The sequence below is a fragment of the Phycicoccus sp. 3266 genome (genome assembly GCF_031456495.1).
Lineage (GTDB): Bacteria > Actinomycetota > Actinomycetes > Actinomycetales > Dermatophilaceae > Pedococcus.
Window position 1 is genome coordinate 141322 of the sequence record NZ_JAVDUW010000001.1, and the last position, 25360, is coordinate 166681.

The window sequence follows — 25360 nt, forward strand, 5'->3', positions numbered from 1 at the left end:
GAGGCTCCTCGCCGCGTGAGGGGTTGTCATCATGCGTTTGCGTGACTGTGCGCCCGCTGACGTCACGTTGGGGACCGCAGGGGCGGTGTGTGCCGGTCAGCCGGCCAGGTGGGCAGCCAGCCGCTCGACGGTCCCGTCGACATCGGTGAGCTTGTCGAGCCCGAAGAGGCCGAGCCGGAAGGTCGAGAAGTCGTCGCGCTCGCCGCACATCAGCGGGACCCCGGCGGCGACCTGCACACCGCGCTGCTTGAACTTCGCGCCGGTGCGGACCTCCGGGTCGTCGGTGAACGACACGACGACGCTCGGCGCCGCGAAGCCGTCCGCCGCGACCGATCGGAAACCGTTGTCCGCCAACAGCGCCCGCACTCGCGTGCCGAGGTCGACCTGAGCCTTGCGCAGGGTGTCGAGCCCGGCGTCGCGCGTCTCGAGCATGAGGGCGGCATCCCGCGCGAGGGCGTCGGTCGGCATCGTCGCGTGGTACGGCGTCTGCCCCTGCGTGTAGGCCTCGGTGATGGTGAGCCACTTCTGCAGGTCGACCGCGAAGCTGGTGGACGTCGTCGCCATCACCTGCGCCCGGCCGGCCTCGCTCAGCATGACGAACCCCGCGCAGGGCGAGCCGCTCCAGCCCTTCTGCGGCGCGCTGAGGAGCACGTCGAGTCCCAGGTCGCGCATGTCGGCCCACATGGCACCCGATGCGATGCAGTCGAGGACGAAGAGACCACCGACCTCGTGCGTGGCGGCGGAGATGCGGCGGACGTAGTCGTCGGGCAGCAGGATGCCTGCCGCCGTCTCGACGTGCGCCGCGAAGACGACCTCGGGCCGGTCGCGCTCGATGGCCTCGACGACCTCCTCCACCGGCGCCGGGGCCCACGGTGCCTGCGGCTCGTCGGAGGCGGGCCGGGCGCGGCACACCGTCGTCGCGCTCGCCACCGAGCCCGCGTCGAGGATCTGGCTCCAGCGGTAGGAGAACAGGCCGTTGCGGACCACCAGGCAGCGCCGGCCCGTGGCGAGCTGCCGGGCGACCGCCTCCATGGCATACGTGCCGCCGCCCGGGACGACGGCCACGGTGTCGGCGCCGTAGGTGGTGCGCAGCACGTCGATGACGTCCTGCATCACGCCGACGAAGCGCTTCGACATGTGGTTGAGAGAGCGGTCGGTGAACACCACCGAGTACTCGAGGAGGCCGTCGGGGTCGATCTCGGGGCGGGGAAGGCTCACCCCAGCAGGTTGCCACAGGTGGGCCCCGGCCGCGGTCCGGGGCTGCGGGGCGAGCCGTCCGGCGGGGGCTGCCGGTGAGGCAGCCTCCCGGGACCGGGCGTTCCCGCCCGCACCCACCCGCGCGCCGATGAGTTCTGCGCAGGGCGCCGGTCTGCCACCCTGTTCCCCCCACACCCGACTCCGGAGGCCCGCGTGCGCAAGGTCGTGCTCTACACCCTGATGTCCCTCGACGGTGCCGTCGACCACCCCGACCGCTACTTCGCCCCCGTCGGCGACGACGCCGAGGTCCCGGAGTTCGACGACGTGATGGAGGCCAACGAGGCGAAGGTCATCGGCACCCAGGACGCGGTCCTGCTCGGGCGCGGCATGTACGACCAGTGGGCGCGCTTCTGGCCCACGGCCGACTACCAGCCCTTCGCCGACTTCATCAACGGTGTGCGCAAGTACGTGCTGACCTCCACCCCGCTGACCACCGAGTGGCACGGCGCCGAGGCGGTCCACCGACCGGTCGCCGACCTCGTCCGCGAGCTCAAGGCCTCACCGGGCGGGGACATCGGCGTCCACGGCAGCATCGAGCTGGCCCGCTCCATGCTCGCCCAGGGCCTGGTGGACGAGCTGCAGCTGGTGGTCGGGCCGACGATCGGCTGCACCGGCCGTCGCCTGTTCGCGGACGGCGACGCCACCCGGCGGCTCCAGCTGGTCGGTGCGCAGTCCACGCCCAGCTCCACGCTGCTCCTCGCGTACCGCGTGGCGAACCCCGGAGGGGAGACCGCATGACGCACATCAGGCGCTTCGACCACGTCGGTGTGACCGTCGCCGACCTCGACCGGGCCATCGAGTTCTTCACCGGCCTCGGGCTCGAGCTCGAGGGCCGGATGCCGATCGAGGGCGAGTTCCTCGACACGGTGATCGGGATGAGCGGCGCCCGGACCGAGATCGCCATGCTGCGGCCGCCGGGTGGTGGCACCGCGCTCGAGCTGTCGAGCTTCGTGCGCCCCGACCACGAGCCCGGGTCGCCCCACGCGATGGCCAACGAGCTCGGCCTGCGCAACGTCTGCTTCGAGGTGGACGACCTGCGGCTCGTCCTCGACCAGCTCGCCGCGGACGGGTACGGGCTGGTCGGTGCCGTCGGGCAGTTCGAGGACGTCTGGCGGATGGCCTACGTCCGTGGCCCGGAGGGGATCATCGTGTCCCTGGCCGAGCGCGTGTCCTGACCCGGCTACCGGCTCCCCGATGACTTCCGGCGTGTGCCGGGGTCGTGGTGGTATGCCGTGCGGCCGGGTGGCGGTCGCCGTGGACAGGAGGCGGGGGCGTGGCGAGCATCGAGGACGTCCTGCCGCTGGGGAGGGAGCTCGAGCGCTCGTACCCGGTCCACGTACGCGGCCGCCTCAAGTTCCGGGTCGGGCAGATCGTCTACGTGGCGTTCTCGCGTGACGAGGCGGTCATGGGCTTCGCGTTCCCCAGGGAGGAGCGCGAAGCCCTCGTCGCGAGCGACCCTCGGCGGTTCTCGATGCCGTCCACTTCGGACCTTCGGTTCAACTGGGTGCACGCGGACCTGGGCGCCCTGGAACCCGCCGAGGCGCGCGAGCTCGTCGTGGACGCCTGGCGCATGGTGGTGCCGCAGAAGCTGTCGCGCGCCTACGACCTGGCGCACCCGGAGGGCCCGGGCTGAGGGTCGCGCACCGCGCTCGGCGCCCACGAGTGCGTGCCGACCTGCCCGGGCCCGGGACCTCAGCCGAGGACCACCACGGTGTAGCCGCCGAAGATCTGCCCCTGCTGGCTCGCCGTCACGCGGTACACGTGCGCCGAGCCCGGGGGCGGCGGTTCGTCGGTGGTGGTCAACCCGACCTGCTGGTGGTCGGAGGTCACCTGGTGTGTGGTGGCTCCGCCGACCCCGACTCCCCCGCCACCGATGTCCCGGGGTGGCGTCAGCAGGACGTCGCCGGTCGGCGGCGCCCCGGCCGGGAACTGCCCCCGCACGCCCGTCCGCAGCTGGAGCCACGGCATACCCACCGGGACGACGCGCTCGACTGCCACGGTCGCCGGCTCGTCGTAGAGCGGGCCCACCCTCAGCATGAGCGGGGCGTCCACCAGGGCAGCCGCCGCGACCGCCTCCAGCCCGCCACGTGCCCGGATCCCCTGCCCGGCGCCGGTGGCGATGACATGGATGTTCCGTTGTGCCACATGGCGGTTCAGCGCGGCGTCCCACGGCGGCGTGCCCAGCCCGTCGGACGTCTCGTCCCAGACCCGCACGACGAGGCACTCGTGGCCACCGTTGACGAAGGTCGGCTCCCACACCGTCGGGCACTTGACCACCCGGTGGCTGCGGCCGCTGTCGCGGGCGCCGAGGGAGACGATGGTCTCGCCGATCAGGTTCGCGCTGCCAGGGCCGATGCCGAGCGACGGGTCGCACCAGAAGAACTGGACGATGACGTTCGGCGCCTGTGCCCGGCCGAAGTTCCAGACGTGGGCGTAGAGGGTGTTCGGCATGCCTGCCAGGGCCGTCTGCCCGAGGTCCGGCGGGATCTCGGGGGCGAACGCCGGCTCGACGCCTGCCAGGAGCAGGATGTCCGGGCTCTCCCAGAACGGACCGACGACCGGCCGCGCCCCGAGGTCGCCGGGGTTGGCCCGCATGAAGAGGAACGGCAGGTACATCTGGTCCCGGGGCCCCGGCCACTGGTTGGGCGGGTGGTGGTCGAAGTTGCCGGGCTGCACCACGCCGCCGGGCAGCTGGCCGGTCGATGTCCCGCAGTGGTGACCGGGCCGTTTCGGGTTCTTCCACCCGACGGTCGTCCCGTCGTCCCCGTGGCCGTGGTCGCCGTGCCCGTGGTCCCCGTCCCCGTGCCCGTGGTCGCCGTCGCAGTGCCCGTGATCGCCGTGGCCGTGGTCGCAGCCGCGGTGGTCGTGGTCGTGGCCGTCGTGGTCGCCGTGGGAGCGGCCCGTGTGGCAGCCGCAGGTGCACCCGCAGCAGCAGCATCCGTGCCGACGCTCGTCGGCCCGGTGGTCGTGGCCGTGGGAGTCGTGCCCAGACCCGTGGGCGCAGCAGTCGTGGCTCATCGCGGGCCACCTCCCCCACCGGGGTTGCCCGGATGGTCCGGGCCGGGGTTGCCGGGATGCTCGTGGCCGGGGTTGCCGTGGTCGCCCTGGTTTCCGGGGTCGCCCTGGTTCCCATGCGTGCCGGGCCCGTGCGTGGACGGTCCGTCGTGGGTCCCGGGGACCGGGACGCCGGACCCCGGTGCGTCGACGTAGTGCAGCTTCAGGGCCGGCTGGGGCCGCCACTTGGTGTGGGCCCCGTCGTAGAGCTGCGGTTCGACCAGCGGTGTGCGGTAAGGGATCCCGAGGTCGGTCGTGTCCGTCTCCTCACCCCGGATCCAGTCCCAGGTGAGGTACGCGTACGCGCGGTCCGCGTCGAGGTTGAACTGCGTCGAGTAGCCGGTCGGGTTCGCCAGCTGCCCGATCAGGTAGGCCGAGAACGGCACCGGGTCGCCCAGGGGGCTCTGACGCACCCGCGCCTTGCCGATGAAGGCCTCGTTGAGCTGGTCGGTCTGCCACGGCGTCTGCGCGCGCTCGTACCGGTACCGGGCCTCGCGGTCCGGGGGCGCCGTGGTCCGGAAGAACACCTCGTCCGGCCGCGTGCCCTCGGCATACGGTCCCGGTCGCATCGGCTTGTATGCCGTGGCCGGCCCCTTGGGGTCCGCGGCGCTCGGGTCGTAGGTCTCCGTCGGCGTCGTGATCTTCGTGTCCGAGCTGCCGCCGGTGTCGAGCAGGCTCGTGCTCGGGTACGCCCACGGACGCCGGAACTCCCAGTCCTCCCAGTCGGATCCGACGCTGCCGTGGTAGCGCAGCACCGGGTAGTAGGGGTAGTTCGGGTCGCGTGTCGAGTGGCTGACGATGACCGACGGGTCGGAGTCGAGGTGCCCCAGCGGGTCGATCGCGTCGGCCAGTGCCTGCTGGAACGCGCCGTCGACCGTGGCCCCGAGGGTGATGAGCGGCAGGTCGATCTCGTTGGGCAGCCGCAGCTCGCCGTCCTCGTACCGCTGCTCCCCGTGCGGCATGAGGATGCCGGTGTGGGCCATGACGTCGTGCGTCTTGGCCGCGATGTCCCAGATCTTCATCGCGAGCTCGTAGATGCCGAGCCGCACCGGGTAGGTCAGCGGGCTGAGCGCCATCTTGATGAGGTCGCCGACGAGCTTGAGCGCGTCCTCGATCTCCTTGATCGCCCACTCGATGAGCGCGACGAACACCTCGCACACGTCCACGATCGGGTTCGAGGAGTCGACACCGGAGAAGTCCGGCGGCTGGAACAGGTTGGTGAAGTCGGAGGCCGGCGGCACGATGACGAAGTCGGGCTTGCGCGGCTTCTGCAGCTCCCACGACCCGCTGAAGTTCAGCTTGTACAGCGTGATCATCAGCCGGTACATCGTCTGCACCTGCCAGGGCATCGGGAACCCCTGCGGCACAGGGAATCCCGGTGGCGGCGCGATGCCGTCGAGGATCTCCTGGAACGGCTTGTCGAGGCCGTGGCCCGTGACGTCCTTGACCACGGTCGTGAGCAGCCCGCTGTCGATCGTCTGCTGGAAGGCGTCGCCCTGGTAGATCTTCGGGTGCGGGTGGTCCTGGAACGTCTCGAGCATCGCCTTGACGATCGCGTCGGCCATCCAGCCCGGCATCTCGCCGTCGACGTCGAGCTGCTCCTTGCGGGTGTCGGGGTCGTCCGACAGCGGCGAGGGTCGCTGGGCGCCGTGAGGGTCGTCGGGCGTGAGCTGGACGAGGAACCACAGGGCGGACATCGACAGCTCGGGGTAGTCGTCGGTCTTGCCCCACGGGTCCTGCGGGATGGTGCCGCCCTCACCGGACTGCTGGTAGTTCCACGCGTCGATGTGGTTCTCGATGAGGTGGTGCCGGGTGGGGTGGTCGCGGTACGGGCCGCCGCACTGCTCGTTGACGAAGCTGTGGGCGATCGTGTCCGTGCCGACGTGGACGATGTAGCCCAGCGCGAAGGCGAGGAACTGGTCGGAGTGCTCCCTGCCCTCGTCGGTGCCGTCGTCGAGCGCCTGCGCCTGGCGCACGAGGGCCTGGCACATGGCCGAGGTGCGGCGGTAGTGGGCCATGTCGCTCCAGAGGAAGTCCTCCTCGGGCCAGCCCTTCTGGATGACCGTGTTCATCAGGCCCCAGATGTCGGCGAAGGAGGTGAGCTCCTCGAGGCCGATCTGCTTGATCGCGACGAGCAGCTCCTCGAGGCCGGTCTGGATCTCCCCGAGGATGCCGCCGGTGAGGTCGTCGGCGAGCTCGCCCACGGTGTCGACGAGCGGCCCGAGGGTCTTGTCCCACCACTTCGTGAAGTCCTGCCAGATCTTGTCGAGCTTGATGAGGAAGCGGATGATCCCGGCCAGCGTCGAGTTGACCTCCTCCAGGATGACGAGCAGCGGCTCCCAGTCGTCCTCCTTGGCGGCGTCGAAGTAGTAGTACGTCGCCAGCGCCAGCATGATGAGGTCCGAGCGCGGCCCGAGGACGTCGTTGCTCCAGTCCTGGGAGAAGAAGAACAGGTCCGGGCCGATGGCCCCGACGGAGGTGAACTTCTCCCAGTCGTGCATGACCTGCGCGCACTTCTGCGGGGTGAACGCGGAGGGGACGTCGTCACCACCCCCCAGTCCCGGCCAGTCGTCGAACTGCCCGCTCGCCAGCAGGTCTGCGACCCGGCGCGCCGTGTAGATGTGGGTGAAGTGACCAGGCATGGCGGACCTCGGCTCGGCCGGTGGTGCGAAACGGTGTCGGATGTGGTGGGTGTGCCCCGTTGAGTCGCCGCGTTCAGCATTTGACTGTGGCAGCGCGACTTGCCCCTGTCCTCCACCGTTTGAGTGAGACGACGTCCGCTCAGCCCGACGGCTCCGAGAGCCGTCGGAACACCAGGCCGCGCTCGAGCAGGCGGGGAAGCCCGTGCTCGTACCCGGCAGCCGTGCCGCCGGCCGGGTGGTTGACGTGCGAGATCACGACCGAACCCGGGCGCACCGTCGCCAGCTGCGCGGCCACCTGGCTCGGCGAGAACGTCGCCCCGGCGTCACCGTTGACGTCGAACCCGGCGACCTCCACCCCCAGGTCGCGGACCACCCGGAGGGCCACGTCGTCGTAGTGCGCCGTGCCCGAGCGGAACCACCGCGGTGCCCGCCCGGTGAGGGCCTCGACGGCCGAGACACCTCCGGTGACCTCGTCCCACACCTGACCGGCGTCCGCGGTCCCGCGGATCCCGTATGCCGCGCGGCCCGTCACCGACAGCGGCACGTGGCGCACGCCGTGGCTGCCGACCTCGAACAGGGGGTCGCTCGCCAGCTCGGCGGCCACCGCCCGGTTGGCGCGCACCCACCGGGCGTTGAGGAAGAAGGTCGCCGGAACCTGGTGGCGACGCAGGGCGTCGACGAGGCGCGCGTCGTACCCGTCGCCGTGCAGGCCGCCGCACGCGTCGAACGTCAGCGCGACCGCCCGTGCCGGCGCCAGGTCGGTGGTGATGCCCGGGAGGTCCATCCCCCACGCGCGAGGTGACAGGCCGGCATACCGGCGCACCTCGGTGGCGCGGCTCGGACGGGTGAGCTGCGGGGCCGACGGGCGCGCCGCCGCCGCCCTGGTGGTGTGCCGCGCCCGGCCGCCCGGCAGGACGGAGGCGCCTGCGCTGCTGCCGCGTGCGCTCCGGGCGACGGCGGCGGCGTCCCGCTCCTCGAGCGCCCGCACCACGGTGGCGGCCACGCCGGCAGCGCCGGCGGCGAGCACCACACGACGGGCGACGAGAGACGACATCGGGACCTCGCTTCGGTGGACGGTGCCGGCCCCGGCGGACCGCCCCACCACGGTGGCAACGGATGCTGGGAGCGGGTTCAAGACACGCCCGCGCCGCACGTGAACCGACCGTTCGGAGGAGGCGCCCCGGGCCGCCGCAGCCGGCCCCCCTGGGCCCGGCGGTCGGCCACCCCGGCGAGCCGCCCGCGCCCGGCATACGGTGGAGGGACCCGACCCCAGGAGGACTGCACGTGGACACCCGGACCCTCGGCAACGCACTCACCGTCTCGCCCATCGGCCTGGGCTGCATGGGCATCAGCCAGAGCTTCGGCCCGTCGCCCGAGCGACCCGCGATGGTCGAGTTCCTGCGGCAGGCCGTCGACCACGGCGTCACGTTCTTCGACACCGCGGAGGTGTACGGGCCGTACGCCAACGAGGAGGTCGTCGGCGAGGCCCTGGAGCCGGTGCGGGACTCGGTCGTCATCGCCACGAAGTTCGGCTTCGCATTCGACGAGGACGGCCGCCAGAACGGTGTCAGCAGCCGGCCGGAGCACATCCGCGCGGCCGTCGAGGGCTCGCTGCGGCGCCTGCGCACCGACGTCATCGACCTGCTCTACCAGCACCGGGTGGACCCCGACGTCCCGATCGAGGACGTGGCCGGCACGGTCAAGGAGCTCATCGACGCAGGGAAGGTCCGGCACTTCGGCCTCTCCGAGGCCGGGCCGACGACCATCCGCCGGGCGCACGCGGTGCAGCCCGTGACGGCGCTGCAGAGCGAGTACTCGCTGTTCTGGCGCGAGCCGGAGGAGTCGGTGCTCGGCACCCTCGAGGAGCTCGGCATCGGCTTCGTCCCCTTCAGCCCGCTGGGGCGCGGGCTGCTCACGGGGCAGGTCAAGCGCGGCGACACCTTCGGCGAGGGTGACATCCGCGCCAACCTCCCGCGGTTCAGCGGGGAGGCGCTCGACCACAACCTGGCGCTCGTCGACAAGGTGACGGCCGTCGCCGAGCGCGTCGGCGCCACCCCCGGCCAGGTGGCGATCGCGTGGCTGCTGTCCCGCAAGCCGTGGGTCGTGCCGATCCCCGGCACCCGTCGCCTGGAGCGCCTGGACGAGAACCTCGCCGCCGCCGACCTGCACCTCGGGGAGGACGACCTGGCGGAACTCACGGCCGCGTCGGACGCCGCCGACGTGCAGGGAGACCGCTACCCGGCGGCGATGCAGGCGATGATCGACCGCTCGTAGGGTCCGTCCTGGGTCGTCGCCCCGACGCGCGCGTCCGTCCGACCCGGGCGGGGCGGTCGGCTGCTGGCTACGATCCGAACGTGGGTCTCGCCGAGTGGTACCTCAGTCCGGCCGAGCGCGGGAACCCCGCCACCCGGCTCGACAGCCGGCACAGCCCGGCGACCGGCTGGACCGAGGGGAACCTCGTGCACCCGCTCGTGCACGGCGCCACCTACTTCGCCGAGCTGGTGGCGCGCGTCGACGAGCTCGAGCGGGGCGACCTGCTCCTGTTCGTCGACTGGCGCGGCGACCCGGACGAGCGGCTCACGGGCGAGCGCGGCAGCGAGGTCGCAGCCGTCTTCGCCGCGGCGGCGCGCCGCGGCGTCGACGTGCGCGGGCTGGTGTGGCGCTCGCACTGGGACCGGCTCGCGTTCTCCAGCACCGAGAACCGCACCCTGCAGGAGGACGTCAACGCCGCCGGCGGCCAGTGCCTGCTCGACATGCGGGTGCGCACCGGCGGCTCGCACCACCAGAAGTTCGTCGTCCTGCGCCACCCCGGCCGGCCCGAGCGCGACGTGGCGTTCCTGGGCGGCATCGACCTGTGCCACAGCCGCCGGGACGACGCCACTCACCGCGGCGACCCGCAGCGCCAGGCCATGGCGGCGGCATACGGCCCGCGCCCCCCGTGGCACGACGTGCAGCTGCGCCTGACCGGTCCGGTGGTCGGCGACGTCGAGACCGTGTTCCGGGAGCGGTGGGAGGACCCCCAGGTGACCAGCCGCTCGCCGCTGCGGTGGGCGGACGACGCGCTGCACCACGACCGCGTCCGCCCCACCCCGCTGCCGCCGCAGCTGCCGGACCCTGCGCCCACCGGGCCGCACCCGGTCCAGCTGCTGCGCACGTACCCGCGCCGCGCCGGCGGCTACCCCTTCGCCCCGCGCGGCGAGCGCAGCGTCGCCCGGGGCTGCGCCAAGGCGGTGCGGCGGGCCCAGTCGCTGCTCTACGTCGAGGACCAGTACCTCTGGTCGCCGGACGTGGCGCGGACCTTCGCGGACGCCCTGCGGCGCAACCCGGGGCTGCGCCTGGTCGCCGTCCTCCCGCACCGGCCCGACCAGGACGGCCGGCTCTCCATGCCGCCCAACCTCGTCGGCCGCGACCGCGTCCTGCGGCACCTGCGGGAGGTCGCGCCGGGGCGGGTCGCCTTCTACGGCATCGAGAATGCCGAGGGCACGCCGGTGTACGTGCACGCCAAGGTCTGCGTCGTCGACGACTCCTGGGCGAGTGTCGGGTCCGACAACCTCAACCGCAGGTCGTGGACGCACGACTCGGAGGTGTCGGCGGCCGTCGCGCACGAGGGGTACGCACGAGGGCTGCGCGAGGAGCTCGTGCGCGAGCACCTCGGCCTGCACGACGCCGAGCCGACCCCCGGTGTCGAGGACCTCTTCGACGCCTTCGCCGAGCGGGCATCGGCACTCGAGCGGTGGCACCGCGAGGGGCGCAGCGGCACACGACCGCCCGGGCAGGTGCGGCCGGTCCACGACCCGGCGCTGGGCCGGCTCACCCGCGCCTGGGCCGAGGTGGCGTACCGGTACGTCTACGACCCCGACGGCAGGCCGCTGTCGCTGAGGCTCCGCCGCCGGATGTGACCCCTCGCGGCTGGGCCCTGGCGGCTGGGCCCTGGCGGCTGGGCCCTGGCGGGTGGACCCTCACGGCTGAGCCCTCGCGACTGAGCCCTCGCGGCTACTTGGCCAGACCTGCGACGAGGTTGACCGTGACGCTGATGACGACCGCGCCGAGCAGGTACGACAGCAGCATGTGGCGCAGGATCGTGGCGCGCAGGTCCTGGCGGCTGATGTCCGTGTCGGAGACCTGGAACGTCATGCCCAGGGTGAAGGACAGGTAGGCGAAGTCGCTGTAGCGCGGGTCCTCGTCCTGGTTGAAGTCGATGCCGCCGTGGGGCTCGTCGCGGTAGTACATCCGGGCGTACCGGACGGTGAAGAGCGTGTGCACCATCGCCCAGGCGAGCGCGACGCTGAGGACGGTGAGGACGGCCTCGACCACCTTGCCCGACCCGCTGCCCGACGACCCGGTGCCGAGGAAGAGGCCGACCGCGCCGAGGCTCGCGATCGCGGCGGTGAGGACGGCGACGTCGGCAGACTTCTGGCCCGGGTCCTCACGCGAGGCGTGCTGCTTCGTGGCGCTGCCGTCGAGCGGCCAGATGGTGAACCACATCCACGCGACGTAGAGGGCGGCACCCGCCATCCACCCGACGAGCAGGCCCAGCTGCCAGCCCGCAGGCGTCGCCGACGTCCCCACCCCGGCGACGAGACCGACGGCCAGCGAGGAGAGCAGCCTGGGGCGAGCCCCGGCCCCGCGGATCCCGCCGCGCGGCGCGGCGCTCACGCGGGCCTCGTGGTGGGCGCGGACGGGGTTCCCTGCGGCGTGGGGGCTGGCGACATGGGCGCGACGGTACCGCGCTGACCTGCGGGAACACCCTGCCGGATGTCATGGCCCTCGGGAGATGGGGGCACCCGGTCCGGCCACGGGCACGTCGCGATACGAACCACAGGCGCGCCACAGCGACGGGTGGCAGAGTGACGCCGTGCAGTCCGCGACGCAGGGGTCTGGAGGCGCCCTCCAGCGCGCCGTCTCGGACACGCTGGCCGAGGCGACCGGACGCGAGTTGCGCGACAACCCCGTGGTGGCCGGCACCGGCGGCCCCGCCGGGAACGCGCTGCTGACCGCGTGGACCGCGCTGGTGCTGCTGGCCCTGTCGGTCGCCGAGCTGCTGACCCTCTTCGACGTCCGAGGGCTGATCTCCTGGCACGTCGCGCTGGGCGCACTGCTCATCCCGCCGGCCGTCATGAAGACCGCGAGCACCGGCTGGCGGATGGCCAGCTACTACCTCGGCCGCCGACCCTACGAGGAGGCCGGACCACCACCGCTGCTCATGCGCCTGCTCGGGCCGCTGGTCGTGGTCTCCACCCTGGGGCTGCTGGCCACGGGCGTGCTGCTCATCCTCCTGGGCGAGGAGCAGGCGCGGCGCACGAGCCTCACGGTGCTCGGGTTCCGCGCCGACTGGGTGACCGCGCACCAGGGCTTCTTCGCCGTGTGGTGCGGGGCGGTCGGGCTGCACCTGCTCGGTCGCATCGTCCCGGCCCTGCGGGCGACGGTGCTCCGCGGACCCGGGGCCGAGCGCGCCGTGCCGGGGCGGTGGGCCCGCGTGCTGTGGTTCGCCGTGATGGTGCTCGGCGCCGCGGCGCTGGCGGTCGTGCTGGTGCACGCGGACAGCAGCTGGGCCTCGCACGGCTTCGGCGAGCGCGGCGAGCACTGACCGGTCAGTGAGCCGACCGGGTGGGGCGGATGTTGGTCCAGCCGGTCCAGCCGTGGGCCTCGAGCCGGTCGAGGATCCGCTGCGCGCCGGGGACCGAGCTGAGGAAGACCCCGTCCAGCAGCGCCGCGAGGTCGTCGGGCAGGGCGCCCTCGTCCCACGCGTCCGCCGGCACGGCCTCGAACTGCTCGACGAGCCGGTCGGCCACGGTGTCCAGCCTCGGGTCGTCCGGCGCCCACGTCCTGATGTCGAACAGCTCGCGGTAGAGCTGCTGGATGCTCGGGTCGTCGAGCTGGGCCTCCTTGACCTGCATGTAGAACGGCATCCGCTCGGGCAGGTGGGCGGCCACGAGGATCCACGCGTCGCGCTCGGCCTCGACCATCTGCTCCGGGACGCCGACCGCGCGCAGCCGGTCGAGGTACGCGACCGCCTCGGGCGGCAGCGCCAGGCTGTCACCGGCGGCCAGCAGGGCGATCCGCTCGCGGTGGCGCTGTCGCTCACGGATCTCGGCCCGCAGGCGGCGGTCGATCTCCCCCACCGCGGTCGCGAACTCGTCCCCGCTTGCGGACAGCAGCTCGCGCACCCGCGACAACGGCACGCCGGCGTCGGCGAGGGTGCGGATCCGGACGAGCTCGACCACCGCCGCCGCGTCGTAGCGCCGGTACCCCGAGGAGTCGCGCTCGGGCTCGGGCAGCAGCCCCTTGGCGTGGTAGTGGCGGACCGCGCGCACCGTCACCCCGGCATACGTCGCGAGCTCGCCGATCGTCAGCATGGCCCCATTCTCCCCACGAGGCTCCGCCGGTCCGCCCACCTCGGGTGGGTGGCCGGCGCCGCCGGCGCCGTATGCCGTGTCACGCGACCCTGGCGCGGTAGGTCCGCATCGCCAGCACGTACGCGACCACGAGCAGGCCGACGCACCACGCCAGCGCGACCCACACCCCGTTCCCGACCGGCCGCTCGGCATACAGGTCCCGGATGGTGTCCACGATCGAGGTGACGGGCTGGTGCTCGGCGAACCACCGCACGGGCCCAGGCATCCCCGCCGTGGGCACGAACGCCGAGCTGAGGAACGGCAGGAAGATCAGCGGGTAGGAGAAGCCGCTGACACCGTCCACGGTCTTCGCCGTGAGGCCGGGGATGACGGCCAACCAGGTGAGCGCGAGCGTGAAGAGGACGAGGATCCCGAGGACCGCGAGCCACGCGAGCACCCCTGCGCCGGAACGGAACCCCATCAGCACGGCGACGAGCACGACCAGGACGAGTGAGGTCAGGTTGGCCACCACGGACGTCAGGACGTGGCTCCACAGCACCGCGGACCGGGCGATCGGCATCGACTGGAACCGCTCGACGATGCCGCCCGACACGTCCGTGAAGAGGCGGAACGCGGTGTAGGCGATGCCCGAGGCCACGGTGATGAGCAGGATGCCCGGGAGCAGGTAGTCGACGTAGCGGCCGCCGCCGAAGTCGATTGCGCTGCCGAAGACGTAGACGAACAGCAGCAGCATCGCGATCGGGGTGACCGCGGTCGTGATGATCGTGTCGGGGCTGCGCAGGACGTGCCGCAGCGACCGCTTGGTCAGGACTGTGGTGTCGTGCAGGACGGTGCTCATCGGGCATCCTTCGCGGTCGGCTGGGCGGGGGTGGTGGAGGAGTGGACGGTGGCCGGCCCGGTGGCCGCGGGGGCGGCACGGTCGTGGCCGGTGATGGCGAGGAAGACGTCCTCGAGGGAGGGCTGCTTCTCGACGTACTCGACCTCGACCGGCGGGAGGAGCGCCTTGAGCTCGGCGAGCGTGCCGTCGGCGATGATCCGGCCCTCGTGCAGGACCGCGATCCGGTCGGCGAGCTGCTCCGCCTCGTCGAGGTACTGGGTGGTGAGCAGGACGGTCGTGCCGCGGCCGGCCAGCTCGCGCACGGTGTCCCAGACCTCGAGCCGCGACTGCGGGTCCAGGCCCGTCGTCGGCTCGTCGAGGAACAGCACGGCCGGGTCACCGATGAGGCTCATGGCGATGTCGAGGCGGCGGCGCATGCCGCCGGAGTAGGTGGCGGCGCGACGGCTCCCGGCCTCGACGAGGTCGAACCGCGAGAGCAGGTCGTCAGCGACCCGGCCCGGGTCGGGCTGGCGGCGCAGCTGGGCGATGAGGACGAGGTTCTCCCGGCCGGTCAGCACCTCGTCCACGGCCGCGAACTGGCCGGTGAGGCTGATCGACGCACGGACGAGCGCGGGCTCGGACCCGACGTCGTGGCCGTCCACGGACGTACTGCCCCCGTCCGCCGCGAGCAGGGTCGACAGGATGCGGACGAGCGTCGTCTTGCCCGCGCCGTTGGAGCCCAGGAGGGCGAGGACGGTGCCGGCCGGAACGGTCAGGTCGACGCCGCGCAGGACGTCGTTGTCCCCGTATGCCTTGGTGAGGCCCACGACCTCGACGGCCGCCCTTGTGATGGCTGCGGGAGTCGCAGTGGGTGCTGGTGTGGTGGTCATGCGGACAGCGTGCAACCCTGACGCTGCGTCAAGGTCAAGCGGACTTTCGCGGCGGTCCCGATGACAGGGACGGTCGCGGTCGTCGCGGCGCCGGCGGCGCCGCACCGGGGACTGGGCCGACCGGCCTCGGTCACATCCGCTTCGCCCGGGACGTCAGTGGGGGGAAGGCCTCGGGAACGAGCTGCACGAGGGGCCGTCGGCACCACCACCACGACCACACCCGCCCACCACGCGGGTCATCTCCAGGAGGAACCCATGTCCTACGTCGTCGACTTCCAGAACGTCTCCACCACCGGGCTGGAGACCTCGCCCGTCGCCGAAGCCCTCGCCGGGCTGCGGGCCAACGAGGCCCGCTACTTCAGGAACAAGTACGACCACACGTTCACGGTCGAGCCCGCCGAGGAGGCGACCGACCTCGTCCAGTACGTCCACTCGATCCTGCTCAAGGAGCGCGACCTCACCATCGCGGCCAGGCCGCTCGAGGCGACCTCCTTCGAGGCCGAGGGGACCCGGTGGACGTACGTCTTCTACGAGGACGGGCTCGCCATCAACGTCATGTACGCGCTCGAGGACGGCGGCAAGCGCGCCGTCGGGTTCAAGCTCTCCGACGGCATGGAGGTGCCAAAGGAGCTCGCGGACACGTTCAAGTTCGCCCGGCAGAAGTCGAAGCTGGCCGGCACGATCCGCGGGTCCTTCTTCGTCATCAAGGGCACGTACGACCTCTGAGACCGGCGGGTGTCGGTGGCGGGTGAGAGGCTGGACGCCTGATGGCAGCAGACGTGCTCGACCGCTTCTCCCCCGCCACCCGCGAGTGGTTCACGGGCTCCTTCAGCGAGCCCACCAGGGCCCAGGCCGGCGCCTGGGACGCGATCAGCTCGGGCCAGCACGCCCTCGTCGTCGCCCCCACCGGCTCCGGCAAGACGCTGTCGGCCTTCCTGTGGGCGCTCGACCGGCTGGCGAGCGAGCCCAAGCCGGAGGAGAAGATCCGGCGCTGCCGGGTGCTCTACGTCTCGCCGATGAAGGCGCTGGCCGTGGACGTCGAGCGCAACCTCCGCTCGCCGCTGGTCGGCATCGGCCACGCCGCCACCCGGCTCGGCCTCACCCCGCCCGACATCACGGTGTCCGTGCGCTCCGGAGACACCCCGGCGAGCGAGCGGCGCGCCTTCACACGCACGCCCACGGACGTCCTCATCACGACGCCCGAGTCCCTGTTCCTCATGCTCACCTCGCAGGCGCGCGAGGCCCTGGCCGGCGTCGAGACCGTCATCCTCGACGAGGTCCACGCGGTCGCCGGCACCAAGCGCGGCGCCCACCTGGCGCTGTCGCTCGAGCGCCTCGACGCGCTGCTCGAGCGCCCCGCGCAGCGGATCGGCCTGTCCGCGACCGTCGAGCCCGTCGACGAGGTGGCCCGATACCTCGCCGGCGGCCGGCCCGTCGAGGTGGTCCGCCCCGAGTCCACCAAGGAGTGGGAGCTCGACGTCGTCGTCCCGATCGCCGACATGAGCCAGCTCGGCGAGGTCATCGAGGACGACCTGTCCGGTCCCGCTGCCGGTGCCGAGCGCCGGGCCTCGATCTGGCCGCACGTCGAGGAGCGCATCGTCGACCTGGTCTCCTCGCACCGCTCGACCCTGGTGTTCGCCAACTCCCGGCGGCTGGCCGAGCGCCTCACCTCCCGGCTCAACGAGATCTGGGAGGACCGGCTCGAGACGATGGCCGAGCTCCGGGAGAAGGAGGGCGCCCGCGGCACCGGCGACGGGTCTCCCGACGCTGCGGTCGACGGCCGCACCGCGGCGGGCACCCGGCACACCGGCGCGTCGCGCACGCCCGCCCAGGTGATGGCGCAGGCGGGCACGTCGGCCGGCGCGCCGCCGGTGCTGGCGCGCGCCCACCACGGCTCCGTGAGCAAGGAGCACCGCCAGCTCATCGAGGAGGACCTCAAGGCCGGGCGGCTGCCGGCGGTGGTCGCCACGTCCAGCCTTGAGCTGGGCATCGACATGGGCGCGGTCGACCTCGTCGTCCAGGTCGAGTCCCCGCCGTCCGTGGCCTCCGGGCTCCAGCGGGTCGGGCGTGCGGGTCACCAGGTCGGCGCGGTCTCCCGGGGCGTGTTGTTCCCGAAGTTCCGCGGCGACCTGGTGCAGACGGCCGTGGTCGTCGAGCGGATGCGGGCCGGCGCCATCGAGTCGCTGCGGATCCCCGCCAACCCGGTCGACGTCCTCGCCCAGCAGGTCGTGGCGATGTGCGCGCTCGACGAGTGGACCGTCGACGACCTCGAGAAGGTCGTCCGGCGGGCCACCCCGTTCGCCAGCCTGCCGCGCTCGATCCTCGAGTCCGTGCTCGACATGCTCTCCGGGCGCTACCCCAGCGACGAGTTCGCCGAGCTGCGCCCGCGCATCGTCTGGGACCGCGTCACCGGCACGCTGACCGGGCGCCCGGGTGCCCAGCGGCTCGCCGTCACCTCGGGCGGCACCATCCCCGACCGCGGCCTGTATGCCGTGTTCCTCGCCTCCGCCGAGGGCGCCGGCCGGCGGGTCGGCGAGCTCGACGAGGAGATGGTCTACGAGTCGCGGGTCGGCGACGTGTTCACCCTCGGCACCTCCACCTGGCGGATCGAGGACATCACCCACGACCGGGTGCTCGTCACGCCTGCGCCGGGACTGCCCGGCAAGCTGCCGTTCTGGAAGGGCGACCAGCAGGGCCGCCCCGCCGAGCTGGGCAGGGCCGTCGGTGCGTTCGTCCGCGAGGTCGTCGGGCTCTCCCCGGCCAGGGCACGGGCTCGGGTCGAGAAGGCCGGCCTCGACGAGTGGGCGGCCGACAACCTGCTCGCGTACCTCGCCGAGCAGAAGGAGGCCACGCGCCACGTCCCCGACGACCGCACCATCGTCGTCGAGCGCTTCCGCGACGAGATCGGCGACTGGCGGGTGGCGGTGCACAGCCCGTTCGGGGGCCAGGTCCACGCCCCCTGGGCGCTGTGCGTGTCGGCCCGGATGCGGGAGCGCTTCGGGGTCGACGTGCAGGCGATGCACGGCGACGACGGCATCGTGTTCCGGCTGCCCGACCTCGAGTTCGAGGACGAGCCGGCCGACGGCGGTCCCGGCCGCACCGGGCGCTCCCGTGGCGTCGGCGCCGAGCTGCTCGAGCTCGTCACCCTCGACCCCGAGGACGTCCACGACCTCGTGACGGCCGAGATCGGCGGGTCGGCCCTGTTCGCGGCGCGCTTCCGCGAGTGCGCGTCGCGGGCGCTGCTGCTCCCCCGCCGACGGCCCGACCGCCGACAGCCGTTGTGGCAGCAGCGGCAGCGGGCTGCCCAGCTGCTCGAGGTCGCGTCGCAGTACGCGTCCTTCCCGATCGTCCTGGAGACGGTGCGTGAGTGCGTCCAGGACGTGTTCGACGTGCCGGGGCTCGAGGCGCTCATGCGATCCGTGGCCTCGCGCGAGGTCACCCTGGTCGACGTCGAGTCGCGGCAGCCGTCGCCGTTCGCCCGGTCGCTCATGTTCGGGTACGTCGCCCAGTTCCTCTACGAGGGCGACTCCCCGCTGGCCGAGAAGCGCGCCGCCGCCCTCGCCCTCGACCCGTCCCTGCTCGCCGAGCTGCTCGGCCGCGGTGAGGGACTGTCCCTGCGTGACCTCCTCGACCCCGAGCAGGTCACGCGCACCGAGTCCGAGCTGCAGCGGCTCGTGGCCGAGCGCGCGTGCCGTGACGCCGAGGACGTCGCCGACCTGCTTCGTGTCCTGGGTCCGCTGCCCCTGGCCGCGATCCAGCGCAGGTCCCGGGAAGGCCTGTCCCACACCGAGATCGGCTCGTGGCTGGTCGACCTCGAGGGTGCCCGCCGGGTCATCCGGGTCCGTGTCGCCGGCGAGGAGCGCTGGGCCGCGATCGAGGACGCCGGGCGGCTTCGTGACGCCCTCGGCGCCTCGCTGCCGGTCGGCGTGCCGCAGGCCTTCCTCGAGCCGGTGCCGGACCCGCTGGGCGACCTCGTCGCCCGGTATGCCCGCACCCACGGCCCCTTCCCCGCTGCCGACGTCGCCGCCTGGTGGGGCGTCGGACCAGCCGTCGCCCTCGACGCGCTACGTCGCCTGGTGTCGTCGGGTCGCCTCGTCGAGGGAGAGCTTCTCCCGGTCGAGAACGGCGGCGGCCGCCACGGCATGGACTACTGCGACGCCGAGGTGCTGCGGATGCTGCGTCGCCGCTCGCTCGCCGCGCTGCGCGCCGAGGTCGAGCCGGTCGACGCGGTCGAGCTCGCCCGGTTCCTCCCGAGCTGGCAGGGCGTCGGGGGCGGCCTGCGCGGCCGTGACGGACTCGTGCGCGCGATCGAGCAGCTGGCCGGGGCCGTGCTGCCCGCGAGCGCGCTCGAGACTCTGGTGTTGCCCGCCCGCGTGGTCGACTACTCCCCCGCGCTGCTCGACGAGCTGACCTCGAGCGGCGAGGTCGTCTGGCGCGGCCACGGCTCGTTGCCCGGCGACGACGGCTGGGTCTCGCTGCATCTGGCCGACACCGCCCACCTCACCCTCGCCCCGCCCGAGGACCGGGTCCTCACCGACGGCGAGCGGGCCGTCCTCGACGCGCTGTCCGGCGGGGGTGCGTACTTCTTCCGCACCCTGTCCGACGCCGCCGGCAGCACCGACGACGAGCAGCTGCTCACCGACCTCTGGACGCTCGTCTGGTCCGGCCACGTCACCGGCGACACGTTCGCGCCGGTGCGGGCGCTGCTCAGCGGTGGTCGGACGGCCCACCGCCGCACCACCTCCGCCCCCCGGGCGACCCGGTATGCCAGGCGCCGGGGAGCGCTCGGCAGCCTTTCGGGCGGGCGGGCGCTCGGACGGCCGTCCCTGCCCACCCGGAGCGGACCGCCCACGGGCGCTGGCCGCTGGTCGCTGCTTCCCGAGGTCGAGGCCGACGCCACCGTGCGCGCGTACGCGACCGCCGAGGTGCTGCTCGACCGGTACGGCGTCGTGACCCGCGGGTCGGTCGTCGCCGAGGACGTCCCGGGCGGGTTCGCCGGGGTCTACCGCGTGCTGGCCGCAGCCGAGGAGTCGGGCCGCGTCCGTCGCGGGTACTTCGTCGAGACCCTCGGCGCCGCACAGTTCTCCACCACGGGCGCCGTCGACCGGCTGCGGGCGGGCGCCCGTCAGGCCGGCGACGACCCCGAGGCCGGAAGCCGCGCTGCCGTCGTGCTGGCGGCGACGGACCCCGCCAACGCGTGGGGCGCCGCCCTGCCGTGGCCGGACCGGCCCGGCCACGGCGCCGCGGACGACGACGAGCCGAAGGGCCGGCGCCAGGGCGGGTCCGGCGACGCCACCACCGGCTCCGACGGCAGCGTGGGCGGCAAGCGAGGGCACCAGCCCGGCCGCAAGGCGGGGTCGCTGGTCGTCCTCGTCGACGGGGACCTGGTGCTCTACGTCGAGCGCGGAGGCAAGACCCTCCTGTCGTGGACCGACGACGACTCCCGGTTGCAGGCAGCCGCCGACGCGCTGGCTCTCGCCGTGCGCGAGGGGGCCCTGGGTCGGCTGACGGTCGAGAAGGCCGACGGCGGCATGCTGCTGGGCTCCGAGCACCCGCTGGTTCAGGCGCTGGCCAACGCCGGGTTCCACGCGACCCCACGCGGCCTGCGGCTGCGCCGCTGAGGGAGGTCTCGCCACATGCCCGAGGGCGACACCGTCTGGCGGACGGCCCACCGCCTGCACCAGGCCCTCTCCGGCGAGGAGCTGGTGCTGTGCGACCTGCGCTTCCCCGAGATCGCCACGGTCGACCTCACCGGTGCCACGACCACCGAGGTGGTCAGCCGCGGCAAGCACGTCCTGCACCGGCTCGACAACGGCGTCACGGTCCACTCACACCTGCGGATGGAGGGCCAGTGGCGCGTCGAGCGCGCCGACGAGAGCGGCCGGTGGCTGCGCCGGGCGGACCTGCGCGCCGCCCTCGGCACCACGCAGTGGGCTGCGATCGGCCTGCGGCTCGGCATGCTCGAGGTGCTGCCGACGGCCCGGGAGGGCGAGGTCGTCGGGCACCTCGGCCCGGACGTCCTCGGGCCGGACTGGGACCCGGCCCGCGCGGTCGACAACCTCGCTGCCGACCCGCAGCCCGTCGGCAGCGCGCTGCTCGACCAGCGCAACCTCGCGGGTGTGGGCACCCTCTGGGCGTCGGAGTCGCTGTTCCTCGAGCGGCTGCACCCGTGGACCCCGGCGTCACAGGTGCCCCGCGAACGGCTGGAGTCACTGGTGGCGCGCATCTCCAAGCTGCTCGACGTGTCGCGCCTGCACGCCGTCCAGTCCAGCACCGGGTCCCGTCGTCGTGGCGAGGAGCACTTCGTCCACGCGCGTTCCGGACGACCCTGCCGGCGGTGTGGCAACACGGTCCGCGTCGCCATGATCGGCAGGGCGCCGCAGGACCGCACGATGTTCTACTGCCCCATCTGCCAGGGCGGGCTGGCCCCCGACGACGACGGACGCACCCAGCGCCCGATGGGCTCCGCCGGCGGGCGCGCGAACCCCTACCGCCGGACCTGAACGGGAGCCTGCGCCTACGGCGTGGCAGGCGCCCCGGCGCGGGCGAGGATCGCCTCGACGACCTCGGTCTTGGCGTCCGCGTAGTCCTGCACGTAGCGCCACCGGCGGGTCGCCAGCTCGCGCTTCGTCGCGGCATACAGCTCCCGGTCGTCGGGGTGGGCGCGCAGCCAGTCGCGGAACATCCGCATCCGCGCGATCTCGGCGTCGGCCCGGCCCGGCGAGAACACGTGCACGTTGACGTTGTGCGGGCTGCCGTCCTCGAGCCGGCGGTAGAGGACGCGGTGCTCCAGCCAGGCGGGCTCGCGGATCCGCAGCGTGTAGCCGGCCTCCTCCAGCGCGGGGACATACGTCCGCTCGTCCGCCGAGTCGGGCACGAGCAGGAGGACGTCGATGACCGGCTTCGCGGGCAAGCCAGGGACGGAGGTCGACCCGACGTGCTCGACGGTCATCGCGGTGGCCCCGAGGGCGCCGCGGATGGCGTCGTGCTCCTGCTGGAAGAGACCCGGCCACGCGGGGTCGTAGTCCTCGACCACGACGGGCACGGCATACGGCGTCACGTCGCCGACGACCGCAGACGGCGGGGGTGGGTCGTCCTGGACCACGCGGACCCGCAGGTCAGGCAGCGGACGCGGAGACGACCTGCGCCGACGGGAGCGGCAGGGCCAGCGGCGCGGTCAGCGCCTCGGTCTCGGCGACGCGCTCGGACACCGAGCTGAGCACCTCGGACAGGGGCGTGTTGAGGGCCCCGCAGATGGAGGCGAGCAGCTCGGAGGAGGCCTCCTTCTCGCCCCGCTCGACCTCGCTGAGGTACCCGAGCGACACGGACGCGGCGGCCGACACCTCACGCAGGGTCCGCCCCTGGGACTGGCGCTGCTCGCGAAGGACGTCCCCGAGCTCGCGACGGAGCAGGATCATGGGCGCCTCCTTCGGTGGTCGTGCTGTCGTGCTGCGGGTTCCCACGTTACCCCGAGGGCCCCCCGCGGCGCGCGCGGGATCTGCCAATCTCATCGACACGTCTGCGTCAACGACCGGCCGGTCCTGCTTCTTCCGCGGGCTCCAGCGGGTTGCCCGCGCCCGCACCGGCCGGACCGGCGCCCAGCAGCTCGGCCACGAGGCCGAGCGCCCCCGCCACGCTCCCCGCCCGCACGGCGGCGCGGTCCCCCGACAGCGCCAGACGACGCACGAGCACGCGGTCCGCGTCCGCCACCGCGACGAAGACCGTCCCCACCGGCTGCCCGTCCTGCGGGTCCGGGCCGGCGACGCCCGTGGTCGCGACGCCGACGTCGACACCGAGCACCGTCCGCACGCCCCGTGCCATCTGCTCGGCCACCTCGGGCTGCACCGCGCCACCCCGGGCGAGCAGCCCAGCGTCGACGCCCAGGACCGCGGCCTTGAGCTCCGTGGCGTACGCGACGACCGCGCCGCGCACCGTCGCCGAGGCGCCGGGGACGTCCGTCAGGGCGCCGCAGACCAGCCCGCCGGTCAGCGACTCGGCGGTCCCCACGGTCACGCCCGCGGCACGCAGCGCAGCCACGACCTGCGTGGCGAGCGCTGCGTTCCCGGTGGTCACCGGCTCGCCCGCTCCTGCCGGCCCGCCCGCTCCCGGCGGGCTGCCGCCCGGCGGGCGCGCTTCATCGCCGAGCGCTCGCTCGTCTGCCGCATGCGCAGCGCCTTGACCACGATGTCCACCCCGGTCACGACGGTCACCACCACCGCCAGCCCGATGACGATGCGGGCCGCGAGCACCCAGGCGTCCGCACCGGGGAACGACCACAGCGGCAGCGTGAACAGCAGCAGGCCGAAGAACTGCAGCGTCGTCTTGACCTTGCCACCGCGGCCCGCGGGCATCACGCCGTGGCGGATCACCCAGAACCGCAGCACGGTCACGCCCCACTCGCGCACCAGCACGAGCACCGTGAGCCACCAGGGCAGCTCACCGAGGACGGAGAGGCCGACGAACGCCATCCCCATGAGGGTCTTGTCGGCGATGGGGTCGGCGATCTTGCCGAAGTTGGTGACGAGGCCACGCCGCCGGGCCAGGTCGCCGTCGACCCGGTCCGTCGCCGTCGCGACGACGAACACCGCGGTCGCCCACCAGCGCAGGGCGGTGTCGTCCCCGCCCTTGGAGAGCAGCAGCCAGCCGAAGACCGGCACGAGCAGGATGCGGGCGACCGTCAGCGCGTTGGGCAGGTTCCACGAGCTGGGGGCCGGCGAGGCCACCGGCGTGGCGGCCGGGTCGGGAGCCGGTGACGACTCGCTCAGCACGGCTCCGCCACGAGGTCGATGCCCTGGGTCCCGACGACGACCGCACGGACGATCGAGCCGACCTCGACGCCGGGCAGCAGCGCCGGGTCGACGAGGGTGACCCCGTCGACGTCCGGTCCCTGGTGGGCGGCCCGGCCGACGACGTACGCCTCGTCGTCGTCCTCGTCGAACGCGGCGTCCTCGTCGTCGCCCTCCTCGTCCGCGAGGGCAGCCGGGACGGACTCGACGAGCACCTCGACGACCTCGCCGATCCGCTCCTCGGCCCGCTGGGCCGTGAGCTCCTCGATGAGGGCGGTGAACCGGGCGACCCGCGCCGCCACCTCGTCCTCCGGCACCTTCGCGGCATACCCCTGCGCCTCGGTGCCGTCCTCGTCGCTGTAGCCGAAGACGCCCACGACGTCGAGGCGGGCGGCGACGAGGAAGGCCTCGAGCTCGTCGAGGTCGGCCTCGGTCTCGCCGGGGAAGCCGACGATGACGTTGCTGCGGATGCCTGCCTCGGGCGCGAGCGCCCGGACCTGCTCGACCAGGCCGAGGAACGCCTCGCGGCCGCCGAACCGTCGCATCGTGCGCAGCAGCGGTGCCGAGGCGTGCTGGAAGGAGATGTCGAAGTACGGCACGACGCCGGGCACGGACGTCATGGCCTCGAGCAGGCCGGGGCGGATCTCGGCGGGCTGGAGGTAGGAGACGCGCACGCGCTCGATCCCGGGCACGGCGGTCAGCTCGGGCAGCAGCTTCTCGAGCAGGGCGAGGTCGCCGAGGTCCTTGCCGTAGGACGTGGAGTTCTCCGACACCAGGAACAGCTCGCGCACGCCGCGCTCGGCGAGCCAGCGCGCCTCGGCGATGATGTCGTGGGGGCGACGCGAGACGAACGCGCCGCGGAACATCGGGATGGCGCAGAACGCGCACCGCCGGTCGCACCCGCTCGCGATCTTCAGCGGCGCCCACGGGCGGCCGTCGAGCCGCGCCCGCACCACGCGGGGGCCGGAGGCAGGGGCGAGCCCGTCGGGCAGGTCGGCCGGGGCCGGCGCCGCGCCACCGGAGGCCTGCTCGGGGGACGTGGGGTCGCCGGGCGCACCCGCGGCGGTGGTGCCGTGGCCGGGCAGCGCCACACCCGCGGCGCCGTCCTGGCGCTGCACGGGAGACAGCGGCAGCAGCCGGCGGCGGTCCGAGGGGGTGTGCGAGGCCGGGGCGTGCCCGTCGAGCACGGCCCGCAGGTGGGAGGACATGTCGGCGTAGGAGTCGAAGCCCAGGACCGCGTCGGCCTCGGGCAGCTCGTCGGCGAGCTGCTGGCCGTAGCGCTCGGCGAGGCAGCCGACGGCGACGACGGCCTGCGTGCGGCCCTCGCCCTTGCGCGAGGACGCCTCGAGCAGCACGTCGATGGAGTCCTTCTTGGCCTGCTCGACGAAGCCGCAGGTGTTGACCACGGCCACGTCCGCGTCGTCGGCGTCGTCGACGAGCAGCCACCCCTCGGCGGCGAGGCGGCCGGCCAGCTCCTCGGAGTCGACCTCGTTGCGGGTGCACCCCAGGGTGACCAGGGCGACGCTGCGCTGTGCGGTCGTGCTCATGCCGCCCACTC

At 73.4% G+C, this 25360-nt stretch carries 22 protein-coding genes; 9 read left to right on the forward strand and 13 right to left on the reverse strand.

Translation table 11 applies throughout. The features are described from left to right. Nucleotides 1-96: 96 nt before the first annotated feature. Complete coding sequence (locus J2X64_RS00715; RefSeq protein WP_310148180.1) at nt 97-1218, reverse strand: aminotransferase class V-fold PLP-dependent enzyme; 1122 nt, start codon at nt 1216-1218, stop codon at nt 97-99. Nucleotides 1219-1410: 192 nt separating this feature from the next. Here J2X64_RS00715 and J2X64_RS00720 point away from each other — a divergent pair, with 192 nt between their 5' ends. From J2X64_RS00720 to J2X64_RS00730, 3 genes are all read left to right on the forward strand, one after another. Further along, a complete protein-coding gene (locus tag J2X64_RS00720) occupies nt 1411-1995 on the forward strand; it encodes a dihydrofolate reductase family protein (protein WP_310148183.1) in 585 nt (194 codons plus the stop codon). Continuing rightward, nucleotides 1992-2432 carry a VOC family protein gene (locus tag J2X64_RS00725; protein WP_310148185.1) on the forward strand — a complete coding sequence of 147 codons (441 nt, stop codon included), beginning with the start codon at nt 1992-1994 and terminating at the stop codon, nt 2430-2432. The genes J2X64_RS00720 and J2X64_RS00725 overlap by 4 nt, the downstream gene beginning before the upstream one ends. Nucleotides 2433-2530: 98 nt before the next feature. Continuing rightward, nucleotides 2531-2890, forward strand: a complete 360-nt coding sequence (locus J2X64_RS00730; RefSeq protein WP_310148188.1) for an MmcQ/YjbR family DNA-binding protein — start codon at nt 2531-2533, stop codon at nt 2888-2890. Nucleotides 2891-2949: 59 nt separating this feature from the next. Here J2X64_RS00730 and J2X64_RS00735 read toward each other — a convergent pair whose 3' ends face one another. From J2X64_RS00735 to J2X64_RS00745, 3 genes are all read right to left on the reverse strand, one after another. Next, on the reverse strand, nt 2950-4275 hold the full coding sequence (locus J2X64_RS00735; RefSeq protein WP_310148191.1) for a hypothetical protein: 1326 nt from the start codon (nt 4273-4275) through the stop codon (nt 2950-2952). After that, the gene (locus tag J2X64_RS00740) at nt 4272-6953 is read right to left on the reverse strand and encodes a zinc dependent phospholipase C family protein (protein WP_310148194.1); all 2682 of its coding nucleotides are present in this window, start codon (nt 6951-6953) and stop codon (nt 4272-4274) included. Before J2X64_RS00740 ends, J2X64_RS00735 begins: the two co-directional genes overlap by 4 nt. A gap of 139 nt (nt 6954-7092) precedes the next feature. Beyond that, nucleotides 7093-8007, reverse strand: coding sequence for a polysaccharide deacetylase family protein (locus J2X64_RS00745; RefSeq protein WP_310148197.1), 915 nt, complete (start codon nt 8005-8007; stop codon nt 7093-7095). 230 nt (nt 8008-8237) lie between these two features. On the opposite strand from J2X64_RS00745, the gene J2X64_RS00750 reads away from it, so the two are divergent. Both J2X64_RS00750 and J2X64_RS00755 read left to right on the forward strand, forming a co-directional pair. After that, nucleotides 8238-9227 (forward strand): aldo/keto reductase, encoded by a 990-nt coding sequence (locus J2X64_RS00750; RefSeq protein WP_310148201.1) that lies wholly within the window; start codon nt 8238-8240, stop codon nt 9225-9227. An 80-nt stretch (nt 9228-9307) separates the two neighbouring features. Continuing rightward, on the forward strand, nt 9308-10852 hold the full coding sequence (locus J2X64_RS00755; protein WP_310148203.1) for a phospholipase D-like domain-containing protein: 1545 nt from the start codon (nt 9308-9310) through the stop codon (nt 10850-10852). 94 nt (nt 10853-10946) lie between these two features. On the opposite strand, the gene J2X64_RS00760 is transcribed toward J2X64_RS00755, so the two are convergent. Continuing rightward, nucleotides 10947-11609 carry a DUF1345 domain-containing protein gene (locus J2X64_RS00760; protein ID WP_310148205.1) on the reverse strand — a complete coding sequence of 221 codons (663 nt, stop codon included), beginning with the start codon at nt 11607-11609 and terminating at the stop codon, nt 10947-10949. 199 nt (nt 11610-11808) lie between these two features. On the opposite strand from J2X64_RS00760, the gene J2X64_RS00765 reads away from it, so the two are divergent. Next, the gene (locus J2X64_RS00765; RefSeq protein WP_310148208.1) at nt 11809-12540 is read left to right on the forward strand and encodes a hypothetical protein; all 732 of its coding nucleotides are present in this window, start codon (nt 11809-11811) and stop codon (nt 12538-12540) included. A gap of 4 nt (nt 12541-12544) precedes the next feature. On the opposite strand, the gene J2X64_RS00770 is transcribed toward J2X64_RS00765, so the two are convergent. The 3 genes from J2X64_RS00770 to J2X64_RS00780 form a co-directional block, all read right to left on the reverse strand. Beyond that, on the reverse strand, nt 12545-13309 hold the full coding sequence (locus J2X64_RS00770) for a MerR family transcriptional regulator (protein WP_310148211.1): 765 nt from the start codon (nt 13307-13309) through the stop codon (nt 12545-12547). Nucleotides 13310-13388: 79 nt separating this feature from the next. Next, nucleotides 13389-14147 carry an ABC transporter permease gene (locus J2X64_RS00775; protein ID WP_310148214.1) on the reverse strand — a complete coding sequence of 253 codons (759 nt, stop codon included), beginning with the start codon at nt 14145-14147 and terminating at the stop codon, nt 13389-13391. Beyond that, a complete protein-coding gene (locus tag J2X64_RS00780) occupies nt 14144-15016 on the reverse strand; it encodes an ABC transporter ATP-binding protein (RefSeq protein ID WP_397443995.1) in 873 nt (290 codons plus the stop codon). Before J2X64_RS00780 ends, J2X64_RS00775 begins: the two co-directional genes overlap by 4 nt. Nucleotides 15017-15271: 255 nt before the next feature. Here J2X64_RS00780 and J2X64_RS00785 point away from each other — a divergent pair, with 255 nt between their 5' ends. From J2X64_RS00785 to J2X64_RS00795, 3 genes are read left to right on the forward strand one after another with little or no spacing between them, the layout of a single operon-like run. Beyond that, entirely contained in the window at nt 15272-15742 is a 471-nt protein-coding gene (locus J2X64_RS00785) for a phage tail protein (protein ID WP_310148216.1), read from the forward strand. A gap of 41 nt (nt 15743-15783) precedes the next feature. Continuing rightward, the gene (locus J2X64_RS00790) at nt 15784-20637 is read left to right on the forward strand and encodes an ATP-dependent helicase (RefSeq protein WP_310148219.1); all 4854 of its coding nucleotides are present in this window, start codon (nt 15784-15786) and stop codon (nt 20635-20637) included. A 15-nt stretch (nt 20638-20652) separates the two neighbouring features. After that, a complete protein-coding gene (locus tag J2X64_RS00795; RefSeq protein ID WP_310148222.1) occupies nt 20653-21519 on the forward strand; it encodes a DNA-formamidopyrimidine glycosylase family protein in 867 nt (288 codons plus the stop codon). A 14-nt stretch (nt 21520-21533) separates the two neighbouring features. On the opposite strand, the gene J2X64_RS00800 is transcribed toward J2X64_RS00795, so the two are convergent. The 5 genes from J2X64_RS00800 to rimO form a co-directional block, all read right to left on the reverse strand. Further along, entirely contained in the window at nt 21534-22121 is a 588-nt protein-coding gene (locus tag J2X64_RS00800) for a GrpB family protein (protein WP_310148225.1), read from the reverse strand. A gap of 13 nt (nt 22122-22134) precedes the next feature. Next, a complete protein-coding gene (locus J2X64_RS00805; protein WP_310148227.1) occupies nt 22135-22434 on the reverse strand; it encodes a helix-turn-helix transcriptional regulator in 300 nt (99 codons plus the stop codon). Nucleotides 22435-22540: 106 nt separating this feature from the next. Further along, the gene (locus tag J2X64_RS00810; RefSeq protein ID WP_310148230.1) at nt 22541-23089 is read right to left on the reverse strand and encodes a nicotinamide-nucleotide amidohydrolase family protein; all 549 of its coding nucleotides are present in this window, start codon (nt 23087-23089) and stop codon (nt 22541-22543) included. Continuing rightward, nucleotides 23086-23781 (reverse strand): CDP-diacylglycerol--glycerol-3-phosphate 3-phosphatidyltransferase, encoded by a 696-nt coding sequence (gene pgsA / locus J2X64_RS00815; RefSeq protein ID WP_310153069.1) that lies wholly within the window; start codon nt 23779-23781, stop codon nt 23086-23088. Before pgsA ends, J2X64_RS00810 begins: the two co-directional genes overlap by 4 nt. Continuing rightward, on the reverse strand, nt 23778-25349 hold the full coding sequence (gene rimO / locus J2X64_RS00820) for a 30S ribosomal protein S12 methylthiotransferase RimO (RefSeq protein WP_310148236.1): 1572 nt from the start codon (nt 25347-25349) through the stop codon (nt 23778-23780). The genes pgsA and rimO overlap by 4 nt, the downstream gene beginning before the upstream one ends. Nucleotides 25350-25360: the final 11 nt, after the last annotated feature.

What these genes read in the sequence shown, in the direction of transcription:
- J2X64_RS00725 (WP_310148185.1), top strand. Translation starts at nt 1,992, where the DNA reads ATGACGCACATCAGGCGCTTCGACCACGTCGGTGTGACCGTCGCCGAC.
- J2X64_RS00735 (WP_310148191.1), bottom strand. Translation starts at nt 4,275, where the DNA reads ATGAGCCACGACTGCTGCGCCCACGGGTCTGGGCACGACTCCCACGGC.
- J2X64_RS00740 (WP_310148194.1), bottom strand. Translation starts at nt 6,953, where the DNA reads ATGCCTGGTCACTTCACCCACATCTACACGGCGCGCCGGGTCGCAGAC.
- J2X64_RS00745 (WP_310148197.1), bottom strand. Translation starts at nt 8,007, where the DNA reads ATGTCGTCTCTCGTCGCCCGTCGTGTGGTGCTCGCCGCCGGCGCTGCC.
- J2X64_RS00770 (WP_310148211.1), bottom strand. Translation starts at nt 13,309, where the DNA reads ATGCTGACGATCGGCGAGCTCGCGACGTATGCCGGGGTGACGGTGCGC.
- J2X64_RS00775 (WP_310148214.1), bottom strand. Translation starts at nt 14,147, where the DNA reads ATGAGCACCGTCCTGCACGACACCACAGTCCTGACCAAGCGGTCGCTG.
- J2X64_RS00780 (WP_397443995.1), bottom strand. Translation starts at nt 15,016, where the DNA reads ATGACCACCACACCAGCACCCACTGCGACTCCCGCAGCCATCACAAGG.
- J2X64_RS00785 (WP_310148216.1), top strand. Translation starts at nt 15,272, where the DNA reads ATGTCCTACGTCGTCGACTTCCAGAACGTCTCCACCACCGGGCTGGAG.
- J2X64_RS00790 (WP_310148219.1), top strand. Translation starts at nt 15,784, where the DNA reads ATGGCAGCAGACGTGCTCGACCGCTTCTCCCCCGCCACCCGCGAGTGG.
- J2X64_RS00795 (WP_310148222.1), top strand. Translation starts at nt 20,653, where the DNA reads ATGCCCGAGGGCGACACCGTCTGGCGGACGGCCCACCGCCTGCACCAG.
- J2X64_RS00805 (WP_310148227.1), bottom strand. Translation starts at nt 22,434, where the DNA reads ATGATCCTGCTCCGTCGCGAGCTCGGGGACGTCCTTCGCGAGCAGCGC.
- rimO (WP_310148236.1), bottom strand. Translation starts at nt 25,349, where the DNA reads ATGAGCACGACCGCACAGCGCAGCGTCGCCCTGGTCACCCTGGGGTGC.